This is a genomic window from Polaromonas sp. Polasp52 (assembly GCF_059491565.1).
This window is the reverse complement of sequence record NZ_CP168513.1, coordinates 3077784-3094211: the sequence shown is the minus strand read 5'-3', so window position 1 is coordinate 3094211 and position 16428 is coordinate 3077784. Positions and strand designations below refer to the sequence as shown.

Genomic DNA, 16428 nt, shown 5'->3' with positions numbered 1-16428 from the left:
GGCGCCGAATTTTCTCCACCCATTGACCCAGTGAGTGCTGTCATGAACCAAGAAATCAAAGACCATCTCTACGCCAATCTCGAAAAAGTGGCGATCGTCACCGACCCTTTCCCCTACTTCTACATGCGCGACGTGCTGCCCGCGCAGTACTACGAAACACTGATCGCGGCCCTGCCCCCCAACGAAAGCTACGACCGTTTTCCCGCGCCCTACGAATCGCGCCTGGGCCTGGACCTTTCCAGGAAAACCCTGGATAAATTCCCGGAAGGCGGCCGCGCGATCTGGCAGGAATTCGAAGCCTGGATCCACTCCCAGGAATTCCTGGACAGGATCACCGCCAAATTCCAGCCCTTCCTGGACGTCAACGCCGCCTACCGGAAAGAGCAGCTCAAGAAAGCGGCGATCGGGCCCTCCACGGTCCGCATCGAGCCCCGAAGCCTGTTGGTGCGCGACTACTCCAACTTCGCGATCTCGCCGCACACCGACTCGGGCAGCAAGACCATCGTGGGCGCGTTTTACCTGCCCAAGGATGAAGCCCAAAAGCCCTTCGGCACCAGTTTCTACCGGGCCCGCAACCCGGCTTTCACCGACTGGGACTCCGAACGCTTTGAGTACGCCGACTTCGAAGTCGCGTACACGGCCGAGTACGTGCCCAACTCCATGCTGTTTTTCATGAAGTGCGACCATTCCTTCCACGGCGTCGAGCAGCGCGAGTACTCCAACACCGGCCGCGACGTGCTGTTCTGGACGCCGGCGATCGCCGGAAAGCAGATCACCGACCAGCCGCTGTCCCTGCCCACCGAGCTGTTCGTGAAAAAAAGCGGCTTCCTCAACCAGGTCAAGAAACTCTTTGCCTGACACGGCCTTGCAGCAAGCCGTGGACCAGGCCGCCACCGTCGTTTTTTTAGACCGCGAGGACGTGCTGCTGGCGCCGCCCTTGCCGGCGGGCGCCGCGGCTGTGGCGCTGTCCCCTTCGGCGCTCTTCGCGGCACGTGAGGCGGGTATCGCGGTTCAGGGCACCATTGCCGCCTTTTCCCGCCAGGGACATGAAAAATGTGTCGCCGCGGCGGACGCCGCACTGGCCGATTTTGACGGCGCCGCCGCTTCAGCCGCGCTGCCGCCTTCGGTGGCCCTGATGGCGAGGCAATCCATCTGGGGACACGCCAGCCTCGTGCACCGGCTGCATGAAACCCTGCCGCCAGGGCCCTGGCGCGTCCGCAACCGCGCCGGCGCCTGGGTCGAAGCCGGGGACTGGGCCGCCCTTCACCAGGCCATGTTGCCCAGAATCTGGAGCTACGGCCAGGCCCATTTCATCGCGGGCGCCCGGCCGCCGTGGCCCGCGCTCTATGCGTTTTTAAGCGCAATCGCGGCCCGTATCGCGGCCGGCCCCCGCGGGAAATGGGTGGCGGCCCCCACCCCCAAGCTCAAGAACGGCTTGCGCCAGGCGCTGAAGGACGAGGGCGCAAAAATAGCGGTGTTCCAGCCCACCAAAGGCTCATGGAGCGATTACGCCGATTTGTTCAGGGAGCTGCAAAACCAGGGCGCCGCGCGCACTTTCGCGATCCCGCCGCTGCACCGCGATGAAGCGCGCGTGCGGCAGGTTCTGGCAACACTCGAAGGCATGGGCCACACCCTCCGCGATGAGAAGGTCCGCTCGGCCTGGCGCCTTTACCAGCCGTATTTCGCACAGGTGGTCCCGGTCATGCTGGCCGTCATCACCGAAGGCGCCAGGCTGATGCGCATCCTCGCCGCACCCAGCGCCACCAGCTATGAAGCCAATTCCTGGATCTCCGCCTCCCTGATGGACGCGGCGAAAAAAGCCGGCGCGGCCCGCGTCATCTTTAACCACAATTCCAACCCGCCTTCCGGCTCGCCGCCTGCCGCGGCGGTGCTCGATACCCTTTTCAGCCAGAGGACTTGCAACCGCCTGGTGGACGTGGCGGCGTTCTGGTCACCCGTGAGCGGCCAACGGGACCTGGGCGGCCTGGTGCGGAAATGCGATGTGCGCCTAGCCTACCCGGCCGCCCAAAACAGCCGCCAGCCCGGCCGGCCCCTGCGCATCCTGCATGCGGGCAACTACCAGAACTGGTCGGACTTTTTCCCATGGATCGCGGAAACCGCCGACGAATACATGGACGGCCTGTCGGCATTGGCCGATGCGGTGGAGCGGCTTGACGGCGTCGAGCTCACGATACGCGTCAGGCCCAAGCGCGAAGTCGACTCGCAAGTCGTCCTCTCCCGGCTGGGCCAGCGCCGCAATGTGGTGGTGTGCGGGGTTGAACAGGATTTTCTCGAGCAGCTCGCGGACAGCGACCTGCTGGTCGCCCATTTTTCCACCACGGTTGAACAGGCGCTGCAGATGGGCAAACCCGTGCTGCTGTGGGGCAGCGCGGACCGGTATACCCAGTTCCCGGGCCAGGAGACCCCACCCGCCGGCACATTGAACGACAGCGTTTACGCCGTCCGCGACGCGGCCGCGCTTCCCGCCATGCTGGCGGGCCTTCGCGACGCCATGCGCGCCACCGGCGACGGCGGGCGGCCAGCAGCGGCGTATGCTTTTGACGCGGCGACACCCGGGGTGGCGCAGCTTGCATCCTTCCTGATCAACCCAACAGCCCCGACCGAGGCGGTACACCCATGACCTTGCTATGGCTCCTGCCCATCCTCGCCGCCGCCTGCGGCATCCTGCTGGCCGCCGCCCTGCTGCGCCGCTGGCTGCCCCGCCTGCGCGCCGAATTCAGGCAGCTGCGCGCCGCCGCCCGTGCCGTGGAGGCCATGGCCATGGAGCGGGAACTCGGCTACCAGCTGCAGATGGCAGGCCAGACGCCCGCATTGCCCCCGGCTGGCGGCGCATCCCCTTTTGGCAAGGGCCGCTGGAGCGTGCTCGCCGGCGAGGGCGGCGGCCGCGGTTGGCCGGCCGATGCCTTTTACAAAGTGCGCGGCCTGGCCATGCACCGCGGCACCTTGCATGCGAGCCTGACCGGTCCCAAGGCCGACGGCCCCGGCGGCCAGGTCTGGCGCCTCTCCGATGAAACCTGCACACAGGTCGGCGGCGACCTGGCCGGATCCTGGCGTGCCGGCGACTCTTTTGTCGACCACCTGTTCAGCCTGGATGACAACACCCTGCTGGCCGCCGAAAAAACCGGCGTCTGGCGCCTGGCCGACGGCCAGTGGACGCACATCAGCGAAGGCCTGGCCCTGGGCGAGAAGTGCGGACCCTACAGCTTTGCATCCTGGAACGGCCGGGTCGTGATGGGCCAATGGGGTCATCCACGCGTCGCCCAGCTGGGGCCGGACAATCAATGGACTTACCTGCCCGACCCCGAAGGCGGCTGGGGCGCGGGGGTGCGCACGATTTACTGCCTGGTCGCCTTCAAGGGCGTGCTGTATGCGGGCACCGGCACCGGCAGGCTGACAGGCCCGGCCAGCGCGGTCTGGCGCTATGACGGGACATCCTGGGAAAAAGTCGGCGGCGCCGGCATCCGCGGCAGCTGGGCGCGCGAGGGCCTGCCTTTTGTGCTCAGCCTGGCCGTGTTCGGCGAGTGCCTGGTGGCCACGGTATCGCGCCCCGACAACACGCCCAGCGGCGCCTCCAGCGTGTGGGTGTTCGACGGCGACCGCTGGGGCCCCTTGGCAACAGGCGCAACACCGGCCTTGATGGCCGAGTCGCTCATCATGAACGACGCCATTGTCTACAAGGGCCGCCTGGTGGTGGCGACGGGACACGGCACACGCCGCCCCGCGCAAATCTGGATGCTGGACGGCGCGCAACACTGGCAAGCGGTGGGGCCGCCCGAACTGGGCAACCCCGGGCCCGGCGATGGAGGCTGGTGGGTTTACCGGCTGTGCACCGATGGCGAGAGGCTGTACGCATCGACTGCGGGGCACCGCGGGGCTGCGAAGGTTTTTTGCTTCACACCTGCTTGATCACGGCCCATGCAACGCCGCCCGGACCCAGACCTGAACGTCCATCGCCTCCCATTACGGGCTAATTCCTTTAGCTTTTTCCACCTATAGAGCAAGTTGATTTGCTCTATCTAACGGGCCAAGACCCATGCTCTTCAACAGCTACGGATTCATACTCGTCTTCTTTCCGTTGGTGTTTCTTGTTTTTCGGGCAAGCCTGAATCGCAACTTGCAGTTCGCCTTGGTCTGGCTGACCATTGCCTCGCTTGCCTTCTACGGATGGTGGGACAAGAGATATCTGTTGCTCGTTGTGGCGTCTTTTACAGCCAATTTTGTCATCGGATTTTTCATCAGCCGCAGCAAGGCCGACAGGATTCGCCTGCTCCTGCTGGTGGCGGGTATCACGGCCAATCTCTCGCTGCTGGGGTACTACAAATACTGGAACTTCTTTGTTCATGAACTGGAAAAAACCGGCCTGCACTGGCCAAGCGCGTCCGTTGCCTTACCCCTTGGCATCTCATTTTTCACCTTCACGCAAATAGCCTTTCTCACGGACACCTACCGCAATCTGGCCAATGAGAAAAGTTTTACCCGCTATGCGCTGTTTGTGACCTACTTTCCCCACCTGATAGCCGGGCCGCTGATCCATCACAAGCAGGTCATGTCGCAGTTCGACGCCGGACTGGCCTTTCGCGTCAACAGCGAGACCTTTGCCAGCGGAATGACCTTGTTCGTGATCGGACTCGTCAAGAAAATTTTCCTTGCTGACAATTTCAGCCTCTATGCCACCCCGGTTTTTGAGATGGCGGCATCCGGGTCTTCAATGTCGGCCGCCGACGCCTGGTGCGGAACACTGGCCTACACGCTCCAGCTCTACTTTGATTTCTCTGCTTATTCGGATATGGCGGTGGGTGCCTCCAGATGTTTTGGCATCGAACTCCCGATCAATTTCAATTCGCCCTACAAATCCCGTTCGATCATCGACTTCTGGAGGCGATGGCATATCACGCTGTCAGAGTTCCTTCGCGACTATTTGTACATCCCTCTCGGCGGCAACCGGCACGGAGAATTCAGGCGATACCTCAATCTGGGCATCACCATGTTGCTGGGCGGCTTGTGGCACGGGGCGAACTGGACCTTTCTTGTGTGGGGAGCGTTGCACGGTACGTATTTGATCGCCAATCACCTGCTGGCCGCCAGGCTGCGCCACGCCCTTCATCTCCTTGAAGGCCCGCTGCTGGCGGCTCTGCAGCGCCTGTTCGTTTTCACCCTTGTCGCCATTGCCTGGGTCTTTTTCCGGGCACAGGACCTCAGTTCAGCCTTGACGGTTCTTTCGGCCATGTTCGGGCTTGGAAGTGGATCGGCGACGGTCTCGAATTTCAGCAACACCCTCTGGATCGCGACGGGGCTGGCGATGGTCTGGGGCCTTCCCAACAGCAATGAAATCGTCAGCAAACTCTCCGCTCCGGCAATATCGGGCACCCGCCGGGCCCTCAGCTCGGCGACGCCATGGCTGGTGGGCCTGTCACTGTGGATCTGTCTTCTGATGCTTGATAAAAAATCAGAATTCCTCTACTTTCAATTTTGACCCCCTAGCGCATGTTCAACACACGGTTTCTCATTCGCGCGGCTGGAACAACGGCGTTCATGGTGCTGGCCACCGCGGCGGTCAATCTCTACGTCGACCCTGCCAAGTTGTTCGATTGGGGCCACCAATACGAACGGGGCATGGCGAAAATACTGGGACAAGGCAAATATGTCGTGGGCATGTCCAACTACGACGAACGCATTCTTCAGAAAATGCGGACCGAAGAAACACCCTTGACCGAGCCGGAATGGATAGTCATGGGCTCCTCCCGGTCGATGCAGATCAGTTCCGACATGCTGGGCAAGCCGGTGCTCAACCTCTCGGTCTCGGGTGCCAGCATCGAAGATCACATTGCCATCAGCCAGATGGTCTCAAGCTGGCCTGGCAAGAAATTCATCATGGGAGCCGATCCATGGATATTCAATGCAAATTCCGACCAGGATCGATGGCTCAGTGTCTGCGACGACTATCGCAACGGCCTTGGACTGGTTGGTTTGCCAAACCTTGGCAGCGGCCTGCGCTGCTCGCGCAACGTACGCTGGCGCCAGCTCATGAATTTTGAGTACAGCAAGACCTCGGCTTTGGGCCTGCTGAACCGGATACGCCAGGGACGCTTTGACTACAGCGAAAAGAGGGACACCTCGCCGGACCCCCTGCGCGACACGATTCGTTCCGATGGCTCCCGCATGTACAACCTCAAGCTTGCATCGAGAACACCGGAAGAGACTGCGGCGTACGTTCAAAAACGAAGCCAACCCCCGCTCTACGCATTGAATAAGTACGAAGAGGTCGACGAGAGGTACTGGACGATGTTCTGGGCCCTCATGGCCCACTTGAAAGGGAAAGGAACAGGGAACGTCGTCATCTATTTACCGGCTTACCATCCGGGGATGTATCCGTCGCTGATACGCCACGTTCCGGCCATGAAACATCTGGAGGAAAAAATCCGGGAAAAAGCCGACACTCTGGGAATCGAGGTGCGCGGCTCATACGATCCCGTCGCGGCCAACTGCCAGCCAAGTGAGTTTTATGACGACATACATCCCCGCGAGTCGTGTATTGAACGGCAGTTACTGTCGGCAAAAGCATTGATGCGGTCCAAGTGATGTTGAAAATCGTACTGGCGCTTCTCGCAGGCATATGTGTTGCCCTTTTCGCCATATCAGGCATCAATTCCACCATTGATACCGACGGGCGTTTCACCGCTGGAATCCGGAAGAAAACCGCTGACAGAGCCGACAGCTATGCGAAGAAGCTGTTTGTCTCCAGGGAGGGGCTGGTGGCTGTTGGGGATGAGCGATTGATCAAGCGCGCACTCGTGGTGGCGGGGCCGGGAGATTGCCATGTGATCGGCTCAAGCCGCGCCATGACCATCCAGGCCAAGGCCATCAGGCTGATTGCCCCGGAATGCCGCCACCCCGTCAATCTGGGGGTATCGGGCGGGTCGTTCGAGGACATTCTCATCTATGCTCATCTTGCGATCACCCATCGGTCAAAGCATCTGTTCATCAATATTGACCACTGGACATTCCAGCCCCGGGCGGATGACCGTTTTTACGAACTGGGAGATGAGTACTGCAACGCGGTGCGTTTTTTCTCCCTGCAACGGGCAGATTGCGCGGTTCAGCAGGAAAAAGGCAGGCTCATAGATCCCGCTTACGCATTGAAGAACCTCAGGAGCCTCCCAGGCGCTTCAGCCAACGAGTACCGGGTCATGCCGGCCGAATCAAGGAATAGCAATGAGGCCGCAACCCTGGCCGATGGGAGCCATGAGTATTCCCTTGAATACCGGCAAAAAATGCTGCAAACCTGGGATCCGAGGCACCTCTCCTACAAGTTGGTTTCAACAGCTCCAAACGAGGCAACCCTGGAAGATTTCCGGAAACTCTTGAAGAAGGCTTCCTTAAGCGGCGTTTCCGTGTCGTTCGTACTGGCGCCTTACCACCCGAGGGTTTTTGAGTGCGAAGTTCCTGCGATGTGTCTTGCCCTGCAAACGACACAAGCCGCAGCCACGGGGCTCGCGGAACAGGCCGGAGCCAAGCTGTATGGGTCCTACAAGGTTCCTGCCGTAGGGGCTGAGGACTTCATGAGCGACATGTTTCTCTTTCCTGCTGCATTTGAACGGGTACTGACCTTTCCTCAAGGCAACAAGCTCAGATGAACGCTGGGGGAGTGAGTGGCTCCTTCCCCACCGACAGCCTCACATAAGAGCCCTAGCTGTGTTGAACGGGTTTCCCAGCCTTGGCTGCCAGGCTGCACAGAGACCGCGACCGCAGCCGATCTGAGCTCAAACGGCAGTGCCGGCACCGGAAGGTTCGCCGGGGTAAATGAGGGATACTGGACGGCCTTTTGGACCTCGGCTGTCCATCTAGACCCACGCCGCACGCTTTAAAATACACCTTCCCCTCCGACCACAGTCCCAGCGTTACCTGAAAGCCCGCCTGCGATGTTGAAATTCAATGTAGATAACGACAAGTTCTGGCGCGATGGCTACCTGATCCTCAAGAACATGTTCTCCGCCCAGGAGTTCGCCGCCATGCGGGACGACGTGTTCGCCTCCCTCAAGGGCCGTGAAGAAGGCGGCGAAGCGGTGGTGGATGCGCTTGCCGATCGCCACCTGCAGCACTGGGTGTATGACGAGCGCTTTATCCAGGTGGCCAAAAAGCTTTTGGGCGGCGACAACCTGGCGTACTACGGAGACGGCGGTTACGCCGTCGTGGGCCATGGCTATACCCCAGGCAAGGACGTGGGGGGATGGCACAGGGACAACACGGACCGCTCCGACCTCGACGCCCCGGACTGGAAAAGCCGTTATTCCCTGGTGAGGTTCGGCCTTTACCTGCAGGACCATTCGTCGAGCTCGGGCGGCCTGATTGTCAGGCGTGATTCCCACAACCGGGTGCTTCGCGGCTGGAAAGCCCATTTGCATGACCGCTACCTGAACACCGGCATAGGCGATGCGGGCGTATGGAGCATGCGCATCCAGCATGCCGGCCTGGGCCGCTGCATACGCGGTTTCCCGGGCCTGCCCCTGGGTCCTTACCTGCAGAACAAATTGCCCGAATTCATGCAGGCGCCGTTCCCGCCCGTGGAGAGGACCGGATTCTGGATTTCCTACGCGCTGGACGACCAGCACCTTGAGCGCCACTGCGAATACCTGCTGAACCGCTCCGAGCGGCTGGCCATGTGGGCCCAGGCCCACTATTCGCCGGAAGTCATTGCGCATTGCAATGCCGCGGGCCTGAAGGTCATCGACATGCCGGCCCGGCTACGGGCGGCCATGGCCGCGGGCCAGCCGGTCGGCCAGCACAAACACCATTACCAATTGCCCTACGCGAAAGCCTGACCGGTCTCCCATGAACGATAACGATATTTCAGCCTCCCGCGCAAAGTACGCCCAATTGCACCAGGGCGCCGATGCCGTCGCGAGGTATGAGCGCAAACTCGGCAACCGGATCGATGTGCTGCGCGATGAAATCGAGGTACAGACGCTGGCGCCTTTGCTCAAGGGCACCCTGTTTGACTGCACCATCGGGATTGGCCGGCTGATCGGCAGGATGCCCGGGGTCACCCGCTACGACGGCATGGACCTGTCTGCCGAATTTGTGGAGCACGTGCGGCAAAAGTACCCCGCGTCGCATCTGCAGACCGGCGACCTGACGGCCGGCATCCCGGTGGAAACCGCCTCCTACGACAACGTGATGTGCCTGCGCAGCCTCTCGGGCATAGGCGGGCTGCCGAAAATCCTCCCGGACATGCTGCGCGTCGTGCGCCCCGGCGGGCTGATGGTGTTCGACTACGGCCGCAAACCGACCCTGACCATGGTCAAGGGTCAAAAAATGATCCTGGACGGCGATGACCTCGCCGCGGTGCTCAAGCAGCTGGACGCCTCCGTGGTCACCCGGGTTCGCCTGGATGCCGCGCTGACGCGGGCCAAGATTTACCTCAGGGTGTTCCGCTTTCTCACCGGCCCCCGCGGCGGCATGGTCTCTGACCAGATGCTGCTGAAAATCGAGCGGCTGACCGCCCCGCTGTTCTGGCAGCGCGAAATCATCGTGCTGCGCAAGCACGGCGCCCACTGACGTTCATGGCGCAGCAGCCTCCATCGCAAGCTGTTTTCGCGATCCTGGAGTACGGAGAGTTTCCCGAATTGCTCCGCATCGCGGAGGCCGGACGGAACGCCTTTGGCGCCCCGCCGCTGTTTTTTTTCGCCAAGCGCGGCTACCGCCGGCTGGCGGCCGACAGCGCCGAAGTGGTCGCACGCGGCTTCCAGTGGATGGATGCGGACGGCCGTTTGCACGAGGCCGCCGCGCCTGCCGAGGCGCCTGTCGCGCCCGCCGGCACGGCCACGGTGGCCATAGCCGGCGCGCCCGCGCAATTGCCTGAAGGCAGGCCAGGCCGTTCCACGGCACGCTCGCTGCTGTCGGTGGGACTGGTCCCGCTGTTCGCGGCCGCCAGCTTCTTCGCGGACATGGCAAGCGCGGCCAGAAACCTGGCCCGGGAGCTCGCGAATTTTTGGCGCGATGGCCGCCGCTTTCGCCAGCGCTACCAGACGCTCTCGCGCATTCTTGAATCGCGCAAACCCTCGCTGCTGGTGGTGGGCCAGGATGGCGTGGGCAGCGACCTGTCCTTTTTGCTGATCGCGGCCGGCAAGCTGGGCATCCCCCGCCTGGTCGCGCCTTTCGCCATGTTTTCGCTGCAGGAAACCGCGGACTACGCCATGGCGCGGCCCGACCACGATGCGGCAAGGGGCGCGCTGAACCGCCTGGTGGCCAGGATGTACCCCCACTGGCTGCTGCAGCAGGATGGCCGCGAAGTGCTGCGGCTACCGGGCTACCGGGCGCTCGCGCTGGAAACCAGCGGACTGGTCCACGGCATGCCCTGGACGCCCTTGTCGGAGCCTGCGGAGGCGGTGACCGCGGACTCGAAAGTCGCCGCCGACACCCTGGAACAGCTGGGGCTGGAGCGGTCGCGGCTGCAGGTCATCGGCTCGCCGGTCCAGGACCTGCTGGCGCGCAAGCTCAATACCCGCCGCGAGCTGCGCGAGCAGCTCGGCCAGGCCTACGGTTTCGATGCCGATAAACCGCTGCTCCTTTGCGGCTGGCCCGTCAACATGTTTGCCTGGCTGGGCGGCCGGCCGATTGCCTATGCCAGTTACGAGGAACTTGCGTCCTTCTGGGCCCAGGCGCTGAAGCAGGCGGCGGTGCGGCACGGTGTCAACGTCATCGTCAGCGTGCACCCCAAAACGCTGGATGAGGAATACCTGGCGCCCCGCGCCCAGGGCCTCGCCTGCCAGCGCGGCGGCGTTGAAGACCTGGTCGCCGCCTGCGACATGTTCACGACGCTCAACGGCTCATCCATCACCTCCTGGGCCATTGCCTGCGGCAAGCCGACCCTGCTGTTCGACTGCTTTTTGACGCGCTATCGTGATTTCCTGGAAGTGCCGGGCTGTATCCATGTGGAGTCGGGGCAGGACTTTTCAGCGGAGCTCCAGAGGATCTGCGGGGACACCGCGTGGCGTGAAAGCCTGGCGCAGAAAATGGCGGCTGTTTCCGCCGATTGGGGCCGGCTTGACGGCCAGGCCGGCGCCCGGCTGGAGAAGCTGCTGGCACAGATTGTTTCGCGAGGCCCCCTTTGAAGCGTGTTTTTTACATCGAGTGCGCCGGCGCCGTCTGGCGCTCCATCGCGGACCATTGCCGCCAGAAGGCAGCCTGGCAGCCCGTGCTCTGGACGGCGCCCGCCGACGACGGCCCGGCGGTTCTGGGCCTGGCCCCGCAGGCCGTGTTTATCGCCGGCCCCGATGCGGCGCTCGGCACGCCCGACCAGACCGCCGCCTGGCCCCTGCCCGCCCTGGACGCCGATTTGCTGGCCGCGCTCTCAAGCGCGGAAATCACGGCGCTGCACATGATGGACAGGATGGACATCGCCAGCGGCAAGGGTTTCACCCACGACCAGCGCCGCCGGCACTACTACCGCCTGCTTCGCTACTGGCTGGGCGCGCTGCAGGCCCTGAAGCCGGACTTGATTGTTTTCTCGATTTCACCCCACATTGTTTTTGACTATGTGCTGTTCACGCTGGCCCGCCACCTGGGCATCGCGACTGTCATGTTCGAACGCCTGGGCATGCCGGGCTGGGTCTTCCCGATCGAAAGTTTCACGCAAGGCTCCGATGCCCTGCGTTCAGCGCTGAAGCAGCGTCCCGGCGCGGATGCCTCGGAACTGCCGGGGGACTTCCAGAAATGGTTTGTGAACTCGACCAAAGGCCAGGCCGACGTGCCGGCCAACTATAAGAAGAAGCTCGCCCGCTACGGCCTGCAGGGACGCGCGTCAACGCCCCCGCTGGGGCGGGCCATGTTCTATGAATTGCGGCGCGCGGTGAACCTGTGGCGCAAGTACGGCTTCGGCCCCATGCGCAACTCCTACATCCGGTCCGCGTCCTACCCGCACCAACGCGCCGGCTGGGGCGAAACACTGCTGGCCCGGCTGAGGGGCCTGCTCTTCAAGCGCCGCCTCATGCGGCGCTATGACGCGCTGTGCCGGCCCCTGGAACCCGAGCAGGACTACGTGTTCCTGGCACTGCACTACCAGCCGGAACGCGCCACGGTGCCCCTGGGCGGCGTGTTCGGCGACCAGACCCTGATCGTGGACATGCTGGCGAAAAACCTGCCCAAGGACTGGAAGCTCTATATCAAGGAACATCCCTGGCAGCTGCAGCCCTTCGGCTGGGGTGAAATGCAGCGCGCCGAGGAGTTCTACGACGCCATCGCCGGCTACCCGAATGTGGTGCTGGTGTCGCGCGACGTGGAGACCTCGGAGCTGGTTTCAGGCGCAAAAGCCGTCGCCACCGTCACCGGCAGCGTCGGCTGGGACGCCATGTGCAAAGGCATTCCCGTGTTGCTGTTTGGCGCGGCGTGGTACAGGGACGGCGCGGGTGTGCTGCCCATCGATTCCAGCGCATCACTGTCGCACGCCCTCCAGCGCATCGCGGCCGGCTGGAAGCCGCAGCTGGATGCCGTCGCGGCGCTTTGCCTGGCTTTCTCGCAAATCTGCCTGCAGGGCGTGCTGGAGCCGGAACTGGAACAGGCGGAGCATCTCGCGCACGACGATGCGGCGCAAGCGATGAGCGACGGCCTGATTGCCTTCGTGGAAGCGCGCCACCCATGAGCGCCGCGGGCACGCGTGTCTACCTGCTGTGCAGCCGCCGGCCGATAGTCGCGGAGTTCTGCCTGCTCGCGGAGAAGCTGTCGGCCCAGGGATACAAACCCGTTCTGGTGGTGCCCAACGGCCTCTGGCACCTGCTGCCCCGGCCTTTGCCGCCCGGCGCCGAATTGGTCGGCACGAATTCCCAAGCCTGGCGGCAGGCCGGCATGGTACCCCTGGCGATTTACGTCGCTTACGCCCTTGCGCGCAGGCTGGGGCGCCTGGCCAGGCAATCAGGCCTGCAACTGGCTGCGGATTTCCTGGACACCTCGGAGGCGATTGCCCGGGGCCGAAGCTTCGCCCGGCGCATCCTGAAGCTGGGCACCGAGGGTGCCGCGGTACTGACGGCCGACGACCGCGACATCCGGGTCGACCAAGGGGTGCTTTCCGAAGCGGCCCGCCTGGGTATGCGGACGCTGTCGGTGGCGTTCGGTAAATCCGACGTGGCCACCGATGCCTTCAGGCGCTCAGCCTCCTCCTACCAGCTTGCGAGTGGGCCATGGAAACGCCTGAAAGCCTCTATCGCGCGCAGCTACCCCCAGGGCGTTCGGTCGGATGAAAACGGGCGGCAGGTGCTGTTTTTCAGGCCCGGCGAATACCTGGCGCTGCGCCGCCACGGCCTTCTTTTTCCGGCGCCCTGGTCTTACGGCGGCGGGACAGCCGACAAAGTGAGCGCGACCGACGAAGCCGCCGCCGCGACGATGCGGCAGCTGGGCGTGCCCGCCGGCAAAATCGCCGTGACCGGGCAATGCAGCCATGACACCCTGTGGCGCGTGGGCCAGGATCGCCAGCGCATACGCGCGCAGCTGGACGAGAAGTACGGCTTTTCGCCTTCCCAGGCGCTGGTGCTGGTGGCCCTGCCCCCGCTCAGCGAGCACGGCTTGACCGACAACGAGCTCCAGCAAAACGAGACGGGTTTTCTGTTCGAAACCATGGCCAACCTGAATGGAAAAAACGTCCTGGTGTCCCTGCATCCCCGGCAGGAGCCGGCCAGTTACCAGGCCTTGGCCGCCCGCTTCGGCCTGACGATTGCCACCGAAGCCCTGCGCGAAATCCTGCCGGCCGCGCAATTGTTCGTGGCGTATTCCAGCACCATCTCATGGGCGCAGTTGTTAGGCATTCCTTCCGTCGCGCTTGAGTACTATGGCTTTGGATACACCCTGTTCGCGAACGAACCCGGTGTTGAGTCGGCCCTGACCCGTGAATCCCTCTATCCCTTGTGCGAGACCTGTTTGAAGGACGACAAGGCGCGCCAATCCATGGTGCAGGCCATGTCGCGAATGCCGGCACGCAGCCTTTTTGACGGAGAGGTCTGCACGCGCTTGACCCGCCTCATTGGGAGTGCCAAGGTGGTACCAGCCCATTCAGGCGCCGGCCTGAGCCATCCGTAAACAGGCTGACATGGCAAAGTGCGCCGTCCTCGTCTCCCGCCAGGCCATGCTCGAAGATGCCCGCGCCGTCATGGCCGCGGCCGTTCGCAATGCATGGCCTGAGCCGACGCTGGTCCTGGGAGGCGAACTCGCCGCCGGCGCCGGTTCCGAGGCGCTCCATGGCGGGCAGCCCGATCGCTCATACCGGCGGCGCAAAACCAGAAACCCGCTGCTGCGCATAGGCCTTCTGCGCAGCATCTTCACGCTGCTGGAAATCGCCCGGTGCCGCCGTGAAGTCGGCCGGCAGCTGGCGGCGCTGCGCCCCGATGTGCTGGTGGTTTTTGAAGACAGGGTGCTCCAGCCCGAGATGGTCTGGCTGGACGTGGCGGCCCGCCGCGGCATTCCGGCGCTGCTGGTCAGGTATGCCTCTTCCTCGGCCGAGAGCGATGCCTGGACCCGGCGCGGTAAAACCGCTTATTCCCTGGAGTCCGGGGTTCTGGCCTGGGCGCGTCGCTGCTTCGCGCATTTTTACCCCCGCCACGCACGGCAAACCCCCTGGGGCGGGCAGCTTTTTTATTCGCTGTGGGACAGCGCCGCCCTGGCGCTGGCAGGCATGGCCGATCTGCAGCCCTGGGTGGTGGGAGGCGGCAAGGTGGCCGCTGTGGCCGTCCAGGGCGAGGCGGACTTGCAGGAAGCCCTGTCGCTGTGCGACGCCGCGCCGCGCTTTCATGTCACGGGCCAGCCCTCCTGGGACGGCATGGCCGCCCGCCGCCTGCAGGCGCGCGCCGCGCAGGGCCTTGCCGCCGGCGGGCAGAAGCTGAAGCTGGTCTGTGCCCTGCCGCAATGGGGGGAGCACCTGCAGATGCCCTGGCCGCAGCACATGGCCAGGATCCAGTCCCTGTTTGAAATACTGCAGGCCACCCCATGTGAAGTTTCGCTGTCGCTGCATCCCAAGGCATCCCGGGAGGCCTATGAAAGCCTGGCGGCCCGGCACGGCCTGCGGATAGCCCCGCAGGCCTTGTCTACAATATTGCCGGAAGCGGATATTTTTGTGGCGTCGTGGTCTTCGACACTGCGCTGGTCGGCAATGCTGGGAATTGCCTCCGTGAACCTTGACTGGGCTGGCCAGAATTACGCACTTTTTTCCGCACTGCCCTCGTTGCGCCTGTCGCATGGCCCCTCGGATTTGCCGCCTATGCTGGCAGAACTCGTTCACACGGCACAAGAGCGCTCGGCCCTGGGTGCCCGGTTGCAGCAGGAGTCTCTGGTGTACGGGAAAATCGACGGACAAGCCGGGCAGCGGGTTTTCTCATTACTTTCAAATCTGACAAAAGGGCAGCCATGAGCAAAAAGGTATATGTAATCGCCGAGGTTGGCTCTGTCCATGATGGAAGTTTCGGCAATGCACAGCGCCTGATCGACGTGGCCGTCAGCTGCGGCGCCGACGCGGTCAAGTTCCAGACCCACCTCCCCGCGGCCGAAACCCTTCGCGATGCCCCCATGCCCTCCTATTTCAAGGGAGAGCCCCGCTTTGAGTACTTCGCCCGCACGGGCTTCAGCCTGGAGCAATGGAAAAAGCTCGCGCAGCACGCCGCGGCCGGCGGCATCGAATTCATGTCCTCCCCCTTTTCGGCGGAAGCCGTCGAGATGCTCGAAGACATAGGCATCAGCCGCTACAAGATTCCGTCGGGCGAAGTGTCCAACCTGCCCATGCTGGACGTCATCGCCAAAACCGGAAAACCGGTTTTCCTGTCTTCGGGCATGAGCTCCTGGGCTGAACTGGATGCCGCGGTGGCGACGATTCGCCGCCACCACAACAAGCTGTGGGTCATGCAGTGCACCTCTTCCTACCCCTGCCCGCCCGAGCACGTCGGCCTCAATGTGCTGGGCGAGATGAAGGCGCGCTGGGACGTGCCGGTCGGGTATTCCGACCACTCCATGGAAAACAATGCCTGCCTGGCCGCGGTGGCCCTGGGTGCCACCGTGGTGGAAAAACACCTCACCTTCAGCCGCGCGATGTACGGCTCGGATGCCAAGCACTCGGCGGAACCCGCGCAATTCACCTCGCTGGTCAAGGGCATACGCGAGATCACCGCCATGCTGGAGAACCCGGTGGACAAGAACGACTTGAGCGCCTTCCGCGAAATGAAAGAGATTTTCGAGAAAAGCGTGGTGTCGACCTGCCATATCGCGGCCGGAAGCGTGATCACCCTGGAGATGCTGGGTATCAAAAAGCCCGGCTCCGGCATCCCGGCCGCGCGCCTGAACGAGGTGGTCGGCAGCGTGGCCAAGGTGGACATCAAGAGCGACAGCCTGATCCGCGAAGCCGACCTGGTGGCGCGCCCGGCCTGAGCGCCCGGTGCG

13 protein-coding genes are annotated in these 16428 nt (G+C 63.3%); all 13 read left to right on the top strand.

Going from position 1 to position 16428, the window contains the following annotated elements; all coding sequences use genetic code 11:
- The first annotated feature begins 42 nt into the window (after window positions 1-42).
- A complete protein-coding gene (locus tag ACEN9P_RS14460; RefSeq protein ID WP_477663599.1) occupies window positions 43-858 on the top strand; it encodes a hypothetical protein in 816 nt (271 codons plus the stop codon).
- A complete protein-coding gene (locus ACEN9P_RS14455) occupies window positions 851-2641 on the top strand; it encodes a glycosyltransferase (RefSeq protein ID WP_495619642.1) in 1791 nt (596 codons plus the stop codon). Before ACEN9P_RS14460 ends, ACEN9P_RS14455 begins: the two co-directional genes overlap by 8 nt.
- A complete protein-coding gene (locus tag ACEN9P_RS14450; RefSeq protein ID WP_495619641.1) occupies window positions 2638-3927 on the top strand; it encodes a hypothetical protein in 1290 nt (429 codons plus the stop codon). Before ACEN9P_RS14455 ends, ACEN9P_RS14450 begins: the two co-directional genes overlap by 4 nt.
- A 127-nt stretch (window positions 3928-4054) precedes the next feature.
- Window positions 4055-5494 carry an MBOAT family O-acyltransferase gene (locus tag ACEN9P_RS14445; RefSeq protein WP_495619640.1) on the top strand — a complete coding sequence of 480 codons (1440 nt, stop codon included), beginning with the start codon at window positions 4055-4057 and terminating at the stop codon, window positions 5492-5494.
- 11 nt (window positions 5495-5505) lie between these two features.
- Window positions 5506-6600: a hypothetical protein gene (locus ACEN9P_RS14440; protein ID WP_495619639.1), complete on the top strand. Its 1095-nt coding sequence runs from the start codon at window positions 5506-5508 to the stop codon at window positions 6598-6600.
- Entirely contained in the window at window positions 6600-7655 is a 1056-nt protein-coding gene (locus tag ACEN9P_RS14435) for a hypothetical protein (RefSeq protein ID WP_495619638.1), read from the top strand. The genes ACEN9P_RS14440 and ACEN9P_RS14435 overlap by 1 nt, the downstream gene beginning before the upstream one ends.
- Before the next feature lie 285 nt (window positions 7656-7940).
- The gene (locus ACEN9P_RS14430; RefSeq protein WP_495619637.1) at window positions 7941-8840 is read left to right on the top strand and encodes a phytanoyl-CoA dioxygenase family protein; all 900 of its coding nucleotides are present in this window, start codon (window positions 7941-7943) and stop codon (window positions 8838-8840) included.
- Window positions 8841-8850: 10 nt separating this feature from the next.
- Complete coding sequence (locus ACEN9P_RS14425; RefSeq protein WP_477663604.1) at window positions 8851-9576, top strand: methyltransferase domain-containing protein; 726 nt, start codon at window positions 8851-8853, stop codon at window positions 9574-9576.
- A gap of 68 nt (window positions 9577-9644) precedes the next feature.
- A complete protein-coding gene (locus tag ACEN9P_RS14420; RefSeq protein WP_495619636.1) occupies window positions 9645-11132 on the top strand; it encodes a hypothetical protein in 1488 nt (495 codons plus the stop codon).
- Entirely contained in the window at window positions 11129-12658 is a 1530-nt protein-coding gene (locus ACEN9P_RS14415) for a capsular polysaccharide export protein, LipB/KpsS family (RefSeq protein WP_495619635.1), read from the top strand. The genes ACEN9P_RS14420 and ACEN9P_RS14415 overlap by 4 nt, the downstream gene beginning before the upstream one ends.
- Window positions 12655-14085 (top strand): hypothetical protein, encoded by a 1431-nt coding sequence (locus ACEN9P_RS14410; RefSeq protein WP_495619634.1) that lies wholly within the window; start codon window positions 12655-12657, stop codon window positions 14083-14085. Before ACEN9P_RS14415 ends, ACEN9P_RS14410 begins: the two co-directional genes overlap by 4 nt.
- Before the next feature lie 10 nt (window positions 14086-14095).
- Window positions 14096-15409: a hypothetical protein gene (locus ACEN9P_RS14405; protein ID WP_477663608.1), complete on the top strand. Its 1314-nt coding sequence runs from the start codon at window positions 14096-14098 to the stop codon at window positions 15407-15409.
- Complete coding sequence (locus tag ACEN9P_RS14400) at window positions 15406-16416, top strand: N-acetylneuraminate synthase family protein (protein WP_477663609.1); 1011 nt, start codon at window positions 15406-15408, stop codon at window positions 16414-16416. Before ACEN9P_RS14405 ends, ACEN9P_RS14400 begins: the two co-directional genes overlap by 4 nt.
- Window positions 16417-16428: the final 12 nt, after the last annotated feature.